Genomic DNA, 16,784 nt, shown 5'->3' on the forward strand with positions numbered 1-16,784 from the left:
GCGGCCTCGGCCAGGGCCGGGAACGACCGCGCGGCCGCCCCCGGCTCATTGCGGTGCGGGCCTCCGCCGGGACCGGGAGCTTCAGCCGATGCCGAGGGTCTCCGCCACGGGGCGCCGCGGGTCGTACGCGGGCCAGCCCGGGTCCCCGGTGCCGGCGAACGCGACCCAGGCGTCGTGCACCCGGGCCGCGAGGCCGGGCGGGACGGGGTCGGGGCCGAGCAGGCCCGTGTCACCGTGCAACCAGGGCTCGTCGGCGACGTCGAAGACGAACGGCAGCTCGACGGTGTGGGCGGCGCCGAGTCGTCCGTCCAAGGCCGTCGAGCGGTACCCGAACGAGTAGACGTGGGTGCGGCCACCCGAGAGCCGGGCGTGGGCTTGCGCCAGGCGGGCCGTGCCGGCCCCGAACAGCGCCTCCCCGAGCACCGCGGAGCGCAGCTCGCCCGGTGTCGCGTCGGGCAGCGCCGTGCGGTGCGCGGCGACCTTGGCCTCCGGGTCCGCGTGCACCCTGGCGGCGAGGGCGAGCACGTCCGCCGTCGTGGAGGACTCCAGGTCGCCCCGCGGCACGAGGTAGAGGCGCCCCTCCTCGGTGTTCGCCCCGATCAGCAGGTCGACGTCGCCGGCCGGGCCGTCGGTGAGGCCGTCGGCCGGCTGGACGGCGAGGACCAGGCTGAACGGGCTGAGGCCGACCAGCGGGTCCGTCGCGGCGCCGGTGCGCAGGTCGAGGCCGGCCAGCGCGGGCAGGACCTCCAGGAAGCGCTCGTCCGGGATCGCGGCGAACGCTTCGGCGGTCGGCTCGACGCCCAGCGCCGTGGCGGCTGCCGCGGTGACCCGTCGCGCCTGCTCCGGGGTGAAGGCGCCGGTGCCGCTGCCGCTCTGGACGATCGCCCGCCGGAACAGGCCCTTGGCCTCTGGGGTGGCGAGCAGCGCTCCGACGAGCGTGCCGCCAGCGGACTGGCCGAAGACCGTGACGTTGTCCGGGTCGCCGCCGAACGCGCTGATCGCGGCGCGCACCCAGCCGAGCGCGGCGAGCACGTCGAGCAGCCCGCGGTTGGCCGGAGCGCCTTCCAGGTCGAGGAAACCGGGGACGCCGAGGCGGTAGTTCACCGTCACGAGGACGACGCCGTCGCGGGCGAACGCGCGGCCGTCGTAGAGCGCGGCACGCGTCGAGCCGGTGACGAATCCGCCGCCGTGCACGAAGACCATGACGGGGCGCTTGCCGCTGTCGGCGGCGGGCGTGCGGACGTCGACGGTCAGGTACTCCTCGCCACGCACCCAACCCGGCCCGAAGTAGGGGGACAGGTCGAGCCGGCCGAAGTCGCGGACCGGTTGCGGAGCCGTGGGCGACGGTCGGGTGCCGTCGCGGACGCCGGACCAGCCCGGGTGCGGCGCGGGCGGTGCGAAGCGGCCGGCGCCGATCGGCGCCGCCGCGTAGGGGATGGCGCGGTAGAACTCGCCGGAGTCGTCGCGGACGCCGCGCACGGCGCCCGCCGGGGTCGCGACGACCGGGTCTGCGTGCTGGGTCACGGGAAGCGCTTCCTTTCGGGGGGTTCAGGAGAGGCGGGAGAAGGCCGCCCACTCCTTGATCGCGAACTTCGACCCGTCGCGCTCGACTCGCGCGGCGCCGTGGCCGCCGAAGTGCGCGGGGAAGACGAGCGCGTGGTGCTCGGCGGCGTGGCCGAGCAGCTTGTGCCGGGTGGCCCGGGACTCGGCCGGGTCCTCGCAGAAGCAGGAGTTGATCCCGGGCTCCGCGATCTGCAGCGCGGTGTGCACCAGGTCCCCGACGAACAGGGCCCGATCGCCGCGGGACTCCAAGGCGAGCACGGACGAGCCGGGGGTGTGCCCTGGTGCGAGGTCGAGCCGCAGGTTCCCGTCGATCCGGTACGACCCCTCCCACAGCCGGGTCAGGCCGGCCTCGTGGACCGGGGTGACGCTGTCCTCGAAGACGTTCTGGTTCCCGCGGCCCAGCACGGACCTGTGCTCGTTGGCCGGGTCCCAGAACTCGAAGTCCCGCCGCGTCATCAGGTAGGTGGCGTTCGGGAACGTCGGCACCCAGTCACGGCCGTCGAGCCGGGTGTTCCAGCCGACGTGGTCGACGTGCAGGTGCGTGTTGACCACGATGTCGACGTCCTCGGGGCGCACGCCGGCGGCGGCGAGCTGGTCGAGGTAGCCCGTGTCCAGCCGACTCCAGACCGGCGAGTACGGCCGGTCCTTGTGGTTGCCCACGCCGGTGTCGACGAGGATCGTGCGCCCCTCGCTGCGCAGCAGCCAGGACTGGGCCGCCGTGTGGCACTCGTCCGTCTCGGGGTCCCAGAAGTCGGGCGCCAGCCAGTCGCGGTGCTCGTCCCACGAGCCGTCGGGACTGTCCGGGAAGAACTCGCCCGGCGTCAGGCCGACCGGGCCGTAGAACTCCTTGATGCGGGTGACGGTGACGTCGCCGAGGGTGATCTCCTCGGGGTGCTGCTCCATGTGCGTCCATCCTCGATCCAGTGTGTATGGCCGAACAGGACCGAGCCTGGACACGCGGACGGGCACGAACCACTCCCGCGTTGTCCTACCCCTCGCAGGGTGTGGTCGGGGTCCCGCCGTGCCCCGGATACTGGGCGCATGGACGCACCTGGCCCACTCGGCGACTTCCTGCGGGCCAGACGGGCTCGGCTGCGACCGGAGGACGTCGGTCTGCGCGACCTCGGGCCCCGCAGGCGGGTCGCCGGCCTCCGGCGCGAGGAACTGGCCCAGCTGGCGGGCGTCAGCGTCTCGTACTACACGAGGTTGGAGCAGGGCTTGTCCCGCGGCGCCTCGGCCGAGGTGCTCGACGCGATCGCCCGCGCCCTGCTGCTCGACGACCACGAGCGCGAGCACCTCGACCGGCTCGCCGGGGCCGCCCGCCGCACGCCTCGCGCGCGCCGCCCCCGACCCGAGAAGCTCGCCGACGAGACGCGCGACCTGCTGCGCGCCGTGGACGGCGTCCCGGCGCTGGTGCTCGGCCGGCGTGCGGACGTGCTGGCGTGGAACACCCTCGGGCACGCCCTGCTGGCCGGCCACCTGGACTTCCACGGCCCGGACGACCTGGCGGCGCGGCCGAACATGACCCGGCTGCTGTTCCTGGACCCGCACTGCCGGGAGCTGTACGCGGACTGGAAGCGCAAGGCCCACGCGGTGGTCGGCAACCTGCGGATCACCGTCGGCAAGCACCCGCAGGACCCGCTGCTCGCGGAGCTGATCGGTGAGCTGACGATGAAGAGCCGTGAGTTCGTCGCGCTCTGGGCCGACCACCGGGTGGCGCCCTGCGACGCCGCGACGTACGACCTGCACCACCCCGTCGTCGGCGCCTTGACGGTGACCCAGCAGACGCTGTCGATCGCCCGCTCGCCGGACCAGGTGCTGGTCGTGTGCACGACCTCCGGCGGCTCGTCCTCCGAGGAGGCCCTGGCACTGCTCCGCCAGACGAGCGGCCGACCCGGGCAGACCCCCCGTGCGGGCGACCGGCCGATCGCGGCCATCCGGGGTGCCTGACCGCGACGGGGTGGGGGCGCTAAGAAAATTTCTCGCCAACGAGAGAACGTTGACCCGGACATGCCTGGTGGGTCACCATGGCTGACGGAAGGCGTTCTTCTGGGAGCGCTCCCGGTCCGCAACACTGTCGTTCTGGATCGAGAACATTTCGGCCAGGGTGGCGGCGTGATCCAAGGAGGATCTGTCCGTGCGCACTCATCTTCAACGTCGTCGAGGGGCGGCGGTCGCGGCGGCTCTGGCACTGGTCGCCGCCACGCTGGCACCGTCCGCCGCGCAGGCGGCCCCCGACGCCGGCCCCTCGGTCAAGGTCAACCAGGTGGCCTACGTGCCGGGCCTGCCGAAGCAGGCCACGGTGGTCAACGGCTCGGGCTCGCCGGTGGCCTGGGCGCTGCGCAACGCCTCCGGGGTGACGGTGGCGTCGGGGCAGACCAGCGTGCGCGGCGCGGACCCGTTGTCGGGTGACCACGTGCACATCGCCGACTTCTCGTCCTTCGACACCCCCGGCGCCGGCTACGTGCTGTCGGTGGCGGGCGCGAACAGCAACCCGTTCGACATCTCGGCCGACCCGCTCAAGCGCCTGCGCTACGACGCCCTGGCGTTCTTCTACCACCAGCGCAGCGGCACCCCGATCCAGGCCGAGTACGTCGGCTCGCGGTACGCGCGGCCCGCCGGGCACCTCAACGTCGCCCCGAACACGGGTGACGACGGCGTGCCGTGCCGGGTGTCGTGCGGTTACACCTCCGACGTGCGGGGTGGCTGGTACGACGCGGGCGACCACGGCAAGTACGGCGTGAACACCGGGATCGCCGCCTGGCAGCTGATCAACGAGTACGAGCGCACCCTGCACGTGGCCGACGCGGACCGCGCGGCCCTCGGCGACGGGAAGCTCGCGATCCCCGAACGCGGCAACGGCGTGCCCGACATCCTCGACGAGGCCCGGTGGGGCGTCGAGTTCCTGATGAAGATGCAGGTGCCGCCGGGGCGGGCGGACGCGGGCATGGTGCGGCACAAGGTCAGCGACGAGAACTGGACCGCCTTGCCGACGCGCCCCGACCAGGACGCGCAGCCGCGACTGCTCTCCGCCGTGACGACCGCCGCCACGCTCAACCTCGCCGCCGTGGCCGCGCAGGCCGCACGGGTGTGGCGCGACATCGACGCCGACTTCGCCTCCCGCGCCCTGACCGCCGCGCAGCGCGCCTACACCGCGGCCAAGGCCAACCCCGCCCGCTACGCCGATCCCAACGACGGCAACGGTGGCGGCACGTACGTCGACAACAACGTGACCGACGAGTTCTTCTGGGCCGCCGCGGAGCTGTTCACCACCACCGGTTCCAGCGCTTACCGCGGCGACGTGACCGGGTCGTCGTTGTTCCGCGGCAAGGGGTTCGACCAGGGCGGGTTCGACTGGTGGTGGACCTCGGGGCTGGGCGACACGACGTTGGCGCTGGTGCCCAACGGCCTGTCGGCCTCGGACGTGTCGGCCACCCGCGCGGCGTTCGCCTCCTACGGCGACCGGCTGCTCGACCAGGCGTCGTCCCAGGGCTACCCGGCGCCGGCGAGCGGCTACTACTGGGGCTCCAACGGCGTGGTCGCCAACGCGGCGAACGTGCTGGCGCTGGCGCACGACTTCACCGGCCAGGCCAAGTACCGCACGGGCGTCTACCGGACGTTGGACTACCTGTTCGGGCGCAACCCGTTCAACCACTCCTACGTGACCGGCTACGGCGAGCGCGCCACCCGCAACTCCCACCACCGGTTCTGGGCCAACCAGCTGGACCCGTCGCTGCCCATCCCGCCGGCCGGGTTGCTCGCCGGCGGCCCCAACGCCGACCTGCAGGACCCGGTCGCCCAGGCGCAGTTGGCGGGCTGCAAGCCCCAGAAGTGCTACCTGGACGACATCAACGCCTGGTCGGTCAACGAGGTCGCGCTGAACTGGAACTCCGCGCTGGCGTGGCTGTCGGCGTGGGCGGCGGAGAAGGCGGGGCCCGGTTCGCCCGCGGACACGACCGCCCCCAGCACGCCGTCCGGCCTGACCGCGACCGCCTCGGGCGGCTCGGTGTCCCTGTCGTGGGGCGCGTCGACCGACGACGTCGGCGTGACCGGCTACGACGTCCTGCGCGCCACCGGCTCGTCCGGCACGTTCACGCAGGTCGCCACGGCGCCCGGCACGACGCACACCGACAGCGGCCTGGGCGCGGGCACCTACCGGTACCAGGTGCGGGCGCGGGACGCGGCGGGCAACACGTCGGCCGTGTCGTCGTCGGTCTCGGTGACCGTGCCGGGCGGCGGGGCCGGCTGCACGGTCGTCGCCACGACGCAGACCCAGTGGGGCACCGGCTACGTCGTGCAACCGGTGCGGATCACCAACACCGGGACGTCGACGATCACGTGGGCGGTGGCGTTCACCCTGCCGTCCGGGCACTCGATCACCGGGTCGTGGAACGCGGCGGTGACCACCAGCGGCCAGGCCGTGACCGCGCGGGCCACCCGCTCGCTGGCGCCCGGGGCGACGGCCGAGTTCGGGTTCCAGGCCGCGCGCCCGGACGGCAGCACCGCGCTGCCCTCGGGCTACACCTGCACCGGCTGATCCCGCGTCACGGCGGCGGCGCGGTGCTGCCCCGGACGACCAGCTTCGTCGGCAGCTCGACGCGGTCGTTGTCGGGCTCACCGCCCGCCGCCAGGGTCAGCAGCATCCCGGCGGCCTCCGCGCCCATCCGCCGCAACGGCTGCCGCACGGTGGTCAGCGGGGGATCGGACCACTGGGTGAACGCCAGGTCGTCGAAGCCGACCACGCTCAGGTCGTGCGGGATGCGCAGCCCCGCTTCGCGCGCGGCGTCGTAGACGCCCAGGGCCTGCAGGTCGTTGGCGGCGAAGACGGCGGTGGGCTGGTCGGGCAGCCGCAGCAGCTCGCGCGCGGCGTCCCGGCCGCCGTCGTGGTAGAGCGGCGCGGTCCGGACGAGCTTGCGGTCCTGCGGCACGCCGGCCGCGTCGAGGGCCGCGCGGTAGCCGTCCAGGCGGGCGCGGCAGCACAGGAACTCCGACGGGCCGTTGACCATGGCGATGCGGCGGTGGCCGAGGCCGACCAGGTGGCGGGTCGCGACCAGGCCGCCGTTCCAGTTCGTCGCGCCCACCGACGGGATCGAGTGGGTCGGCTCACCGGTGGGGTCCAGGGCGACCAGCGGGATGGCGCGGCTGCCGAGCTGGGCCAACTGGGCCTCGCTGAACTCGGCGGAGACCGCGATGACGCCGACCGGCCGGCGGGCCAGCATCTGCCGCGCCCAGGCGCTCTCCGGCGTGTGGCCGCCCTGCATCTCCGTCAGCGTCACCGCCAGGCCGTGCGGGCGGACCGCCTCCTCCACCCCGCGGATGATCTCCAACGCCCACAGGCTGTCCAAGGACTGGAAGACCACCTCGACGATCGGGACCGCCTCGGTCTTCTCGTTCTTCTGGAAGCCGTGCTCGCGGATCAGCTCCTCGATGCGCCTGCGCGTCCCGTCGGACACCCCCGGCCGCCCGTGGATCACCTTCGACACGGTCGAGGCGGACACCCCGGCCAGGTCCGCGATCCGGGAAACCCGCACCTCACCGCCCCCGCGCCCATCCACAGCCACGAGCGGCAGCCTACGCGAAACGGCGCAGTCGACCGATCTTGACCCGACACCCCGCGCGCGGCGTGACCGGTATGGGTGGCAGGCTGAGCCGACTCGAGGGCGCGGGTTGGGTCGAGAGCTTCTGGGAGACCTCTAGTCGGTCCGACCGCGGGCCGCGCCGCCGCTTCTACCGGCTCACCGCCGACGGCGCCGACGCCGCGCGGGCCCTGTTGCTCGAACGTCGGGGTGCGTCGCGCCGGCGCGGCGCGGTATCGGCGGCTGGTCGAAAGGTGGACGCCGGTCCTCTGGCACGTCGCGCGGGGCCGCGGGCTCCCGGTCGAGAGGGCCGAGGAGGTCGTGCGTGCGGGCCGCCGATGAGCCTTCCGGATTGAACGTTCAACAGGGACGTGGCGGTCCGTCGTGCCCCCGTCAGGCGCTGCCGCCGCGCACCAGTTCGGTGGGCAGGAGGAGACCGGATTCGCCGTCGTGCCCGTGCTCGACCTGGCGCAGGCAGCGGGCGATCAGTTCGCGGGAGATGCGCTCGACGGGGATGCGGGCGCTGGTGAGGGTCGGTTCGGTCACCAGGCCGACGGCGCCGCCGTCGAAGCCCGTGATCGCCACGTCGGCGCCGACCCGCAGCCCCAGGGAGTGCGCGACGCTGAGGACGACCGCGGCCACGGCGTCGCTGCCCGTCACGATGGCGCTCGGCGGGTTCTTGCCGGTGAGCAGTTGGTGCGCACGCCGGCGGACGCCCTGGTCGGGACCGCGGAAGACCGACGCCTTGGGCACGCGCAGGCCGTGGTGGGACAGGCGCTGGAGGAAGCCGTCGAGGCGTTCGGCCTTCCAGTACTGGTCGCCGTCGGTGCCGAGGTAGGCGAACCGCTGGTGGCCCTCGGCGACGAGCAGGTCCACCACCGCGCGCATGCCCGCCACGTTGTCCACGTCCACCCAGTGCTGCGGCAGGTCGGGGGAGAGGCGGCCGAAGGAGGCGAAGGGGATGTCGCTGTCGGCCAGGAAGCGGGCCCGCTCGTCCCGCACGCTGGACTCGGACAGGACCACCGCGTCCACCGCGTGCCGGGCGACGAGGTCCTTGAACACGCCGAGGGGGTCGTCGCGGTGGTGGGTGAAGACGAGCACCTGGTGGTCGACGTCGGCGCCGGCCTTCACCAGGGCGAGCAGGAAGTGCAGGGTGAAGCCCTGCGCCCGGTCCAGCTGCTCGCCGAAGATGTGGTAGCCGATCTGCATCGTCCGCCGTGAGCGCAGGGTCTGCGCGGCGCGGTTGGGCTGGTAGCCCAGTGCCCGCATGGCGCTGGTGACCTTCTCGTGGGTCGCGGCGGAGTAGTACTCGTCGCGTCCGTTGAGGACGTTGGACACGGTCTGCCTGGACACGCCCGCGGCGGCGGCCACGTCCACGATGCCGACGCGCCGCCTTCCCTGGTCCGCACCGTCTCTGGGCACCGGGGTCCACCTCCTCGTACCGGGACATCATTCACCCCGGGTGACCACGTCGTCGCATTGAACGTTCAATGTTGCGCACTCGTTACCACCGCCACCGTTGACCCGCCGAGATCGTGCTGACATCTTCCATGGAACGTTCAATGTGACGAGCGCTTCACCGCCTGGAGGTCGTGTGTCCACCGCACCACCGGTCATCGCGCCGGCCGTCGACGGCGTCGGCCGGATCGTCCACTTGCGAGCCGACGGCGTGAGCTTGGTGCTGCACCACAAGGACTCCGGGCTGCCGCAAATCCTGCACTGGGGCGCCGACCTCGGCCCCGACGCCGGTCTCGAGGCGTTGGCGTCGACGAGCGTGCCCGCTGTGGTGCCGAACGCCACCGACACGCCGGGCGCCGTGGCGGTGGTGCCGGAGCACGCGACCGCGTGGCCGGGGCTGCCCGGCCTGCGGGGCCACCGGGAGGGGCGTGACTGGTCGCCGCTGTTCACCGTCGAACGGGTCGTCGAGGACGGTGGCTCGTGCCTGGTCCGGGCCGTCGACGCGGCGGCCGGTCTCGCCCTGGACCTGGAGGTCGGGCTCACCCCCGCGGGGCTGGTGCGCCTGCGCGCCACCGTGCGCAACACCGGTGACACGGCCTACACCCTCGCCGGGTTGGTGCTCGCGCTGCCCCTGCCGCGTCGTGCCACCGAACTGCTCGACCTCACCGGGCGCTGGGGCCGGGAACGCACGCCCCAGCGCAGGCCGTTCGGCGTGGAGGCGCACGTGCGGGACAGCCGGCGCGGTCGGACCGGGTCGGACGCCACGCTGGTCCTGGTGGCGGGTGAGAGCGGCTTCGGCTTCCGACGGGGGCAGGTGTGGGGCGTGCACGTCGCGTGGAGCGGCAACCACCGCACCTACGCCGAGCGGGTGCCCACCGGCGAGGCCGTGATCGGAGGCGGCGAGCTGCTGCTGGAGGGCGAGGTGCGGCTGGAGCCGGGGGAGACCTACACGACCCCCGAGGTGTTCGGCTCCTGCGGCGACGGGTTGGACGAGCTGTCGGCCCGCTTCCACCGCCACCTGCGGTCGAGGCCCCACCACCCGCGGGGGCCGCGGCGCGTGGTGCTCAACACCTGGGAGGCGGTGTACTTCGACCACGACCTGGAGCGGCTGCGCGACCTGGCCGACCGGGGCGCGGAGGTGGGCGCGGAGCTGTTCGTGCTGGACGACGGCTGGTTCCGCAACCGGCGTGACGACACCGCCGGCCTGGGCGACTGGCACGTCGACGAGCGGGTCTGGCCCGACGGCCTGCACCCGCTGGTCGACCACGTCCGCTCACGGGGCATGGAGTTCGGCCTGTGGGTGGAGCCGGAGATGGTCAGCGCCGACTCCGACCTGCTGCGCGAGCACCCGGACTGGATCCTGTCGACCGGTGGTCGTCGCCCGCCGCTGATGCGCGGCCAGTACGTGCTCGACCTGACCCGGCCGGAGGTGCGGGACCACCTGCTGGAGCGCCTCGACGCGCTGGTCACCGAGTACCGGATCGCCTACCTCAAGTGGGACCACAACCGCGACCTGGTCGACGCGGGCGACTCGCGCACCGGCCGCGCCGCCGTGCACGCCCAGACGTCGGCGGTCTACGGCCTGCTCGACGAGCTGCGCCGCCGCCACCCCGGCCTGGAGGTCGAGTCCTGTTCCTCCGGCGGGTCGCGGGTGGACCTGGGCATCCTGGAGCGCGCCGACCGGGTGTGGGCCAGCGACTGCATCGACGCGTTGGACCGGCAGGGCATCCAGCGCTGGACGGGCCTGCTGCTGCCGCCCGAGCTCATCGGCGCGCACGTCGGCGCCGCCCGGTCGCACACCACCGGGCGCAGGCACGACCTGTCCTTCCGGGCCGTCACCGCGCTGTTCGGCCACCTGGGCATCGAGTGGGACCTCGCCGCCGCCGACCCGGCGGACCTGGCCGGGCTGGCGCGCTGGGTGGCGTTCTACAAGGAGGTCCGCGGCTGGTCGCACCGCGGCCGGGTGGTGCGGTCGGACTCGCCGGACCCGGCGATCCTGGTGCACGGCGTGGTGTCCGAGGACGACGTGCAGGCGCTGTTCGCCGTGGTCGCGGTGGCCTCGGGGACGACGACGTCGCCGGGGCGGGTGACGCTGCCCGGCTTGCCGCCCGACGCGCGGTTCACCGTGCGCCCGGTCGACCACGCCGGCCTGCCGCCGTCCACGTCCCTGGTCGCAGTCCCGTGGCTGGCCACCGGCACCTGCCTGTCCGGGCGGGAACTGGCCGAGGTGGGCGTCCAGATCCCGCCGCTGCACCCCGAGCAGGCCCTGCTGCTGCACCTGGAGCGGGAGGAGGGCGCATGACCGCCGCACGCCGCGGCGATCTGCGGGTGGCCCTGCTCTTCCTGCTGCCGGCGGGTTTCGGGTTCGTGCTGTTCTACGCCTGGCCGGCGCTGCAGACGTTCTACCTGAGCTTCACCGACTACAGCCTGCTGGCCGCGCCGAACTGGGTGGGCGCGCAGAACTACCGCGACGCCCTCGGCGACGCCAGGTTCGGCAACGCGCTGCTGGTCACCGTCGAGTACGTCGTGATCAACATCGGCGTGCAGACCGTCGTGGCGCTGCTCGTCGCGGTCCTGATGCACCGGCTGACCAAGTCGTCCTTCGTCCGGGGCCTGCTGTTGCTGCCCTACCTGATCGCCAACGTCGTGGTGGCGCTGGTCTGGTACAACATGCTCGACGCCCAGCTGGGCATCGTGAACGCGGTGCTGTCGTGGGTCGGGATCGACCCGGTGGCGTTCTTCGGCGAGACCTCCACGGCCATCCCGACCATCGCGCTGGTCAACGTGTGGCGGCACCTGGGCTACACGGCACTGCTGATCTTCGCCGGGCTCCAGGCCATCCCCAGGTCGGTGTACGAGGCCGCGGCGATCGACGGCGCGTCGGAGTGGCGGATCTTCCGCGGCGTCACGCTGCCGCTGCTGCGGCCGGTGCTGGCCATGGTGCTGGTGCTGACCGTCATCGGGTCGTTCCAGATCTTCGACACCGTCGCGGTCACCACGCGCGGCGGCCCGGTCGACGCCACCCGCGTCATCTACTTCTACATCTACGAGAAGGCGTTCCAGCAGTTCGACTTCGGCTACGCCGCGGCGCTCTCGGTCGTGTTGTTCGCCATCCTCGCGGGCTTGGCGGTGGCGCAGCTGCGCCTGCTGCGCGCGGGCAGCTCGGACCTGGACTGAAGGGAGCCCGCGATGACCGCAATCGGTACGGGGTGGCGCAAGGCGCTCGGCTGGGCGGTGTTGGCGCTGCTGGTGCTGATCACGCTGTTCCCGTTCTACTGGATGCTGCGCGTCTCCCTGTCGGACAACCGGGCGTTGGCGGCCGACGCCGACTCGCTGCTGCCCGCCGGGTTGACGCTGGGCGCGTTCGAGCGCGTGCTCGGCCTGGCGTCGCTGGAGGAGGCCCGCGCCCAGGGCGGGTCCGGCGCGTCGATCGACTTCGGGCGCTTCCTGCTGAACTCGGTGCTCACCTCGACGCTCATCACCGCCGGGCAGGTGCTGTTCAGCTCGATGGCCGCCTACGCCTTCGCGCGGCTGCGCTGGCCCGGGCGCGACGCGGTGTTCTTCGTCTTCCTCACCGCGCTGATGATCCCGCCGATCTTCACCGCGCTGCCCAACTTCGTGCTGATGCGCGACCTCAAGCTGCTCAACACCTACGCCGCGATCGTGCTGCCGTTCTTCTTCATGACGCCGTTCGCGGTGTTCTTCATGCGCCAGTTCATGCTGGGCATCAGCCGCGAGGTCGAGGAGGCGGCGCGCATCGACGGCGCCGGGCACCCGAGGATCTTCTTCCGGATCATCCTGCCGATGAGTCGGGCCCCGTTGGCGACGCTGGCGCTGCTGGCCTACGTCACCGCGTGGAACGAGTACTTCTGGCCGCTGCTGGTCGGCCAGGGTGAGGGCGTGCGCGTCCTCACGGTGGCGCTGGGCGTGTTCCGCTCCCAGACCCCGCAGGGCAGTCCCGACTGGGCCGGCCTCATGGCCGCCACCCTGCTCGCGGCGCTGCCGGTCATCGCGCTGTTCGCCGCCTTCGGTCGGCGGATCGTCGACTCCATCCAGTTCTCCGGCATCAAGTAGCCGTCCGGACACGGGTGGGACAAAGGAGTTTTCACCGTGCACAACAAGTTGTCCAAGCCGGCCGCCCTGGCCGCCGCCGTCTCGTTGGCGCTCGCCGGCTGCGCCGGGGCGCCGGGCGGCGGCAGCGGCTCCGACGAGATCACCTACTGGCTGTGGGACGCCAACCAGCTGCCCGCCTACCAGGCGTGCGCCACGTCCTTCCAGCAGGCCAACCCCGGCACCACCGTGAAGGTCGAGCAGTTCGGCTGGGCCGACTACTGGAACAAGCTGACCACCGACCTCGTCGCGGGCACCGCCCCGGACGTGTTCACCAACCACCTCAACTACTTCCCGACCTACGCGGGGAAGAACCAGCTGCTCCCGCTCGACGAGTTCGTCGCACGCGACGCAGTGCCCACCGACGTCTACCCCAACGACCTGGCCGACCTGTGGACCACCCAGGACGGCAAGCGGTACGGCCTGCCCAAGGACTTCGACACCGTCGCGCTGTTCTACAACAAGAAGATGCTCGCCGAGGCGGGCGTCGCCGAGTCCGACCTGGCGAACCTCACCTGGAACCCCCAGGACGGCGGCACCTACGAGAAGCTGATCGCCCGGCTCACCGTCGACGCCAACGGCGTGCGCGGCGACCAGCCCGGCTTCGACAAGTCCAAGGTGGCCGTGCACGGCCTGGGCCTGGACGAGAACAACGGCGCCGGGGTCGGCCAGCAGATGTGGAGCGCGTACGCGCTGAGCACCGGCTGGACCTACACCGACAAGAACCCGTGGGGCAGTCGCTTCAACTACGACGACCCCCGCTTCCAGCAGACCATGGGCTGGTTCCGGAGCCTGATCGACAAGGGCTACATGCCCAGTCTGGCCGTCGCCCGCTCGGGCACCAGCGTCAACGACGGCTTCGGCGCGGGCAAGTACGCGCTGAGCACCAACGGCTCCTGGATGATCAACAGCTACTTCGGCTACGACGGCGTCGAGGTCGGCGTCGCACCCACCCCGACCGGCCCGTCCGGCAAGCGCGCCACCATCTTCAACGGCCTGGCCGATTCCATCTACACCGGCACCGACAACCGCGAGGGCGCCTGGAAGTGGGTCAAGCACCTCGCCTCCGCCGAGTGCCAGAAGTCGGTGGGCGAGAAGGCCGTGGTGTTCCCCGCCCTGCCCGAGGCCCTCGCCGTGGCCGAGAAGTCGTTCGCCGCCAAGGGCGTGGACATCACCGCCTTCACCAAGCCCCTCGCCGAGGGCTCCACCCACCTGTTCCCGATCACCGACCACGCCCCGGAGATCTCCGCCGTCATGGGGCCCGCCATCGACGCCGTGCTGTCGTCCCAAGCCGACCCCGGCTCGTTGACCCAGGCCAACGAGCAGGTCAACGCCCTCTTCCGGTAGACAACGACCACCCTGGAGCACCGATGCGACAACGACCGGCAAGATCCCGGACCACCATCGGCGCGGTGACCGCCGCGCTGGTGCTGGCCACCCTGTCCCCGATCCCCGGCTCACCGACCGCCGCCGCCCAGCCCGCGCCCACGGCCGAGACGCTGCGCGTGGACCTCGCCGCCTCCACCGGGGCGTTCCGCGGCGGCGCCACCGGCATCCTCTACGGCCTGGGCGACCCCGGCGTGCCCTCCCACGACCTCATCGCCGGCATGAAGCCGCGCAGCGTCGCCCAGAAGCCCCCGGACGGCGAACAGCACCCCAACGGCGACGCGCTCGTCGTGGCCGACGACCTCTTCGCCTCCGGCGGCGCGGACGTCTACATCAACTCGCAGGACATCTACAGCGCCTGGCCCTACCAGGACCTGGGCATCGACGACTACATCGCCCGGCTGCGGCCCCAGCTGGAGAAGGTCGCCGCACGCCCGGACCGCGACCGGTTCGTGTGGACGATCTTCAACGAGCCCGACTGGATCTGGTACGGCGACTGGGCCACCAAGAAGGACAAGTTCCTCGCCGACTGGACGAAGGTCTACCGGACCGTCAAGTCCGTGCTGCCCGACGCGCGCATCGACGGACCCGGCGAGGCCAGCTACAACCCGGGCCGGCTTCGCGACTTCCTCGCCTACGCCAAGGCGAACGACGTCCTGCCGGACATCATCACCTGGCACGAGCTCAGCCCGGACTCGCTCAACCACTACCGCGCCCACCACGAGGACTACCGAGCCATCGAGAAGTCCCTGGGCATCGATCCCCTCCCGATCAACATCACCGAGTACGCCAACCGCCGCGACACCTCCGTGCCCGGTCAGATGATCCAGTGGATCACCATGCTGGAGGACACCAAGGTCGAGGGGCAGATGGCGTACTGGACGCTCGCCGGCAACCTCAGCGACCACGCCGTGCGCACGTCCCGCGCCAACGGCGGCTGGTGGCTGACCAAGTGGTACGCCGACCTGTCCGGCGACACCGTCCGCGTCACCCCTCCCCGGCCCAGCACCCGGGACACCCTCCAGGGCCTGGCCACCCTCGACCGCGCCGACGCCAAGGCCACCGTCCTGCTCGGCGGCACCGCCAACCCGGTCGACGTCGCCGTCACCGGCCTGGACCGCAAGACCTTCGGCGGGCACGTGGACGTGCGCGTGTCCAAGACCAGCTGGTCCGGCTACGAGGGCGACGCCGGGCAGCCACCGGTGGTGGCCGCCGCACGCGTGCGGGTCTCCGACGGCGGGATCACCGTCAAGGTGCCCGGCGGCGACCCCCTGGCCGCCTACCAGGTGATCGTCACCCCGGCCGGGCTCGCCTCCGCCCCGGTCGCGAACGCGCCGTGGACCGCGAGCCACGAAGCCGAATCCGGCCTGGTGGAGAACGCCGCCGTGGTCAACCAGGCCGATCCGTCGGGCTGGCGCTACACCACGTCCGGCGGCAAGGACGTCGGCTACATGAACAACGCCGGCTCCCGCGTCACGGTCGACGTCGACGTGCCGCGCACCGGGACCTACCGGCTCGGCGTGCTGTACGGCACCGGCGGGTTCGTCGGCAGGCAGGCGCTCTACGTCGACGACGCCCACCGCGCCACCCTCACCTTCCCGGCCACGCTGAACTGGCAGTACCGCGGCCGGCTCGACACGCCGGTCCAGCTCACCGCCGGTCGCCACCGCCTGTCCCTGCGCACCAGCGACCCGACGGGCTTCCTCGGCAGGCCCGCCGACGTCGCGCTGGACCGCATCGACCTCACCGAGATCACCGGCCCGGAGACGAGCACCTACCAGCTGACCGACTCGCGCCGCACCGGCGGCTCGGTCGACCGCGGGGTCCGGGCGCTGCGCGCCCTCGTGCCCGACGCCGTGGTGCTGGGGCCGGGTGACACCGTGACCACCTACGTCTCGGCCGCGGAGGACGGCTACTACGGGCTGTCCACCACGTGGTTCGGCGCCGGCCGCAGCGCCCTGGGCCTGACCCTGTCCGACCGCCGGGTCGAGGGCGGAGACCTGACCGCCGACCGGGCGGGCGCGTGGACGGGCAGCGTGACCGCGCACCTCAAGGCCGGCGTCACCGAGGTCGTGCTCTCCAACGAGGGCCGCACCCCGCTGGTCCTGGGCACGCTCACCCAGGTCCGCGACACCACCGCCGACCGGCACGCGGTCCGCGTCGAGGCCGAGGCCGGGCAACTCGGCGGGACGGCGGCGATCACGTCCGGCCCGTGGGCGTCCGGCGGCTCCTACGTCGGGCAACTCGGCAACGGCGGCACGCTGACCGTGCCCCGGCCGGCCGCGGTCCGCGGGGCCGGCCAGTACAACCTGACCGTGGCCTACGCCCAGGCCGAGAAGAACACCGGCCACCCCTACAACACCGACGCGGTCACCAGGTTCCTCGACACCACCGAGGACGGTGGCGGCACGACCCGTGCGCCCTACCGCCACAACTACACCTGGGATGGGTTCTGGCCGGAGACCTCGCCGCTCGACCTGACCACCGCCGGCGGCGCGCTGACCCTCGGCAACGCCACCGGCGCGGGTCCCAACGTCGACTGGGTCCAACTCGCCCCGCTCGTCGCGGCGAACTCGGTCACCCCTCGGCGCTGACCCCGCGGCGGGGGGGGCGGGCGGGGGGCGGGGCGGGGCTGGCGGCGTAGAAGATCCCTTCCTCTCCTTCGAGGACGTCCAGCGCGGCGCCGCCCAA

General features: G+C 72.7%; 11 protein-coding genes. 7 read left to right on the forward strand and 4 right to left on the reverse strand.

All coding sequences use genetic code 11. The annotated features are described in order from the left end of the window. Nucleotides 1-81: 81 nt before the first annotated feature. Entirely contained in the window at nucleotides 82-1,524 is a 1,443-nt protein-coding gene (locus AB0I91_RS24465; RefSeq protein ID WP_499638984.1) for a carboxylesterase/lipase family protein, read from the reverse strand. Nucleotides 1,525-1,548: 24 nt separating this feature from the next. Continuing rightward, on the reverse strand, nucleotides 1,549-2,466 hold the full coding sequence (locus AB0I91_RS24470; protein WP_499638986.1) for an MBL fold metallo-hydrolase: 918 nt from the start codon (nucleotides 2,464-2,466) through the stop codon (nucleotides 1,549-1,551). Nucleotides 2,467-2,604: 138 nt separating this feature from the next. On the opposite strand from AB0I91_RS24470, the gene AB0I91_RS24475 reads away from it, so the two are divergent. Further along, complete coding sequence (locus AB0I91_RS24475) at nucleotides 2,605-3,513, forward strand: helix-turn-helix domain-containing protein (protein ID WP_499638988.1); 909 nt, start codon at nucleotides 2,605-2,607, stop codon at nucleotides 3,511-3,513. Between the two features lie 187 nt (nucleotides 3,514-3,700). Continuing rightward, nucleotides 3,701-6,100 carry a glycoside hydrolase family 9 protein gene (locus tag AB0I91_RS24480; RefSeq protein WP_499638990.1) on the forward strand — a complete coding sequence of 800 codons (2,400 nt, stop codon included), beginning with the start codon at nucleotides 3,701-3,703 and terminating at the stop codon, nucleotides 6,098-6,100. A 7-nt stretch (nucleotides 6,101-6,107) separates the two neighbouring features. Here the strand turns inward: AB0I91_RS24480 and AB0I91_RS24485 are convergent, their stop codons facing one another. Together AB0I91_RS24485 and AB0I91_RS24490 are read right to left on the reverse strand one after the other, a co-directional pair. Further along, nucleotides 6,108-7,124, reverse strand: a complete 1,017-nt coding sequence (locus AB0I91_RS24485; RefSeq protein ID WP_499638992.1) for a LacI family DNA-binding transcriptional regulator — start codon at nucleotides 7,122-7,124, stop codon at nucleotides 6,108-6,110. Nucleotides 7,125-7,532: 408 nt separating this feature from the next. Then, nucleotides 7,533-8,561, reverse strand: coding sequence for a LacI family DNA-binding transcriptional regulator (locus AB0I91_RS24490; protein ID WP_499638994.1), 1,029 nt, complete (start codon nucleotides 8,559-8,561; stop codon nucleotides 7,533-7,535). Between the two features lie 172 nt (nucleotides 8,562-8,733). Here AB0I91_RS24490 and AB0I91_RS24495 point away from each other — a divergent pair, with 172 nt between their 5' ends. From AB0I91_RS24495 to AB0I91_RS24515, 5 genes are read left to right on the forward strand one after another with little or no spacing between them, the layout of a single operon-like run. Continuing rightward, complete coding sequence (locus tag AB0I91_RS24495) at nucleotides 8,734-10,899, forward strand: alpha-galactosidase (RefSeq protein ID WP_499638996.1); 2,166 nt, start codon at nucleotides 8,734-8,736, stop codon at nucleotides 10,897-10,899. Then, nucleotides 10,896-11,774 carry a carbohydrate ABC transporter permease gene (locus tag AB0I91_RS24500; RefSeq protein ID WP_498777388.1) on the forward strand — a complete coding sequence of 293 codons (879 nt, stop codon included), beginning with the start codon at nucleotides 10,896-10,898 and terminating at the stop codon, nucleotides 11,772-11,774. Before AB0I91_RS24495 ends, AB0I91_RS24500 begins: the two co-directional genes overlap by 4 nt. A 12-nt stretch (nucleotides 11,775-11,786) precedes the next feature. Continuing rightward, nucleotides 11,787-12,671: a carbohydrate ABC transporter permease gene (locus AB0I91_RS24505; protein ID WP_499638998.1), complete on the forward strand. Its 885-nt coding sequence runs from the start codon at nucleotides 11,787-11,789 to the stop codon at nucleotides 12,669-12,671. 36 nt (nucleotides 12,672-12,707) lie between these two features. Beyond that, complete coding sequence (locus AB0I91_RS24510; protein ID WP_498777392.1) at nucleotides 12,708-14,054, forward strand: ABC transporter substrate-binding protein; 1,347 nt, start codon at nucleotides 12,708-12,710, stop codon at nucleotides 14,052-14,054. A 23-nt stretch (nucleotides 14,055-14,077) separates the two neighbouring features. Next, on the forward strand, nucleotides 14,078-16,687 hold the full coding sequence (locus tag AB0I91_RS24515) for a hypothetical protein (RefSeq protein ID WP_499639000.1): 2,610 nt from the start codon (nucleotides 14,078-14,080) through the stop codon (nucleotides 16,685-16,687). Nucleotides 16,688-16,784 lie beyond the last annotated feature (97 nt).

Origin of the sequence: Actinosynnema sp. NPDC049800 (assembly GCF_040656635.1) — a bacterium.
Classification (GTDB): Bacteria; Actinomycetota; Actinomycetes; order Mycobacteriales; family Pseudonocardiaceae; genus Actinosynnema.

Bases quoted from the DNA above. Each gene is read 5' to 3' on its own strand.
- AB0I91_RS24470 (WP_499638986.1), bottom strand. From the start codon at position 2,466: ATGGAGCAGCACCCCGAGGAGATCACCCTCGGCGACGTCACCGTCACC.
- AB0I91_RS24475 (WP_499638988.1), top strand. From the start codon at position 2,605: ATGGACGCACCTGGCCCACTCGGCGACTTCCTGCGGGCCAGACGGGCT.
- AB0I91_RS24500 (WP_498777388.1), top strand. From the start codon at position 10,896: ATGACCGCCGCACGCCGCGGCGATCTGCGGGTGGCCCTGCTCTTCCTG.
- AB0I91_RS24505 (WP_499638998.1), top strand. From the start codon at position 11,787: ATGACCGCAATCGGTACGGGGTGGCGCAAGGCGCTCGGCTGGGCGGTG.
- AB0I91_RS24515 (WP_499639000.1), top strand. From the start codon at position 14,078: ATGCGACAACGACCGGCAAGATCCCGGACCACCATCGGCGCGGTGACC.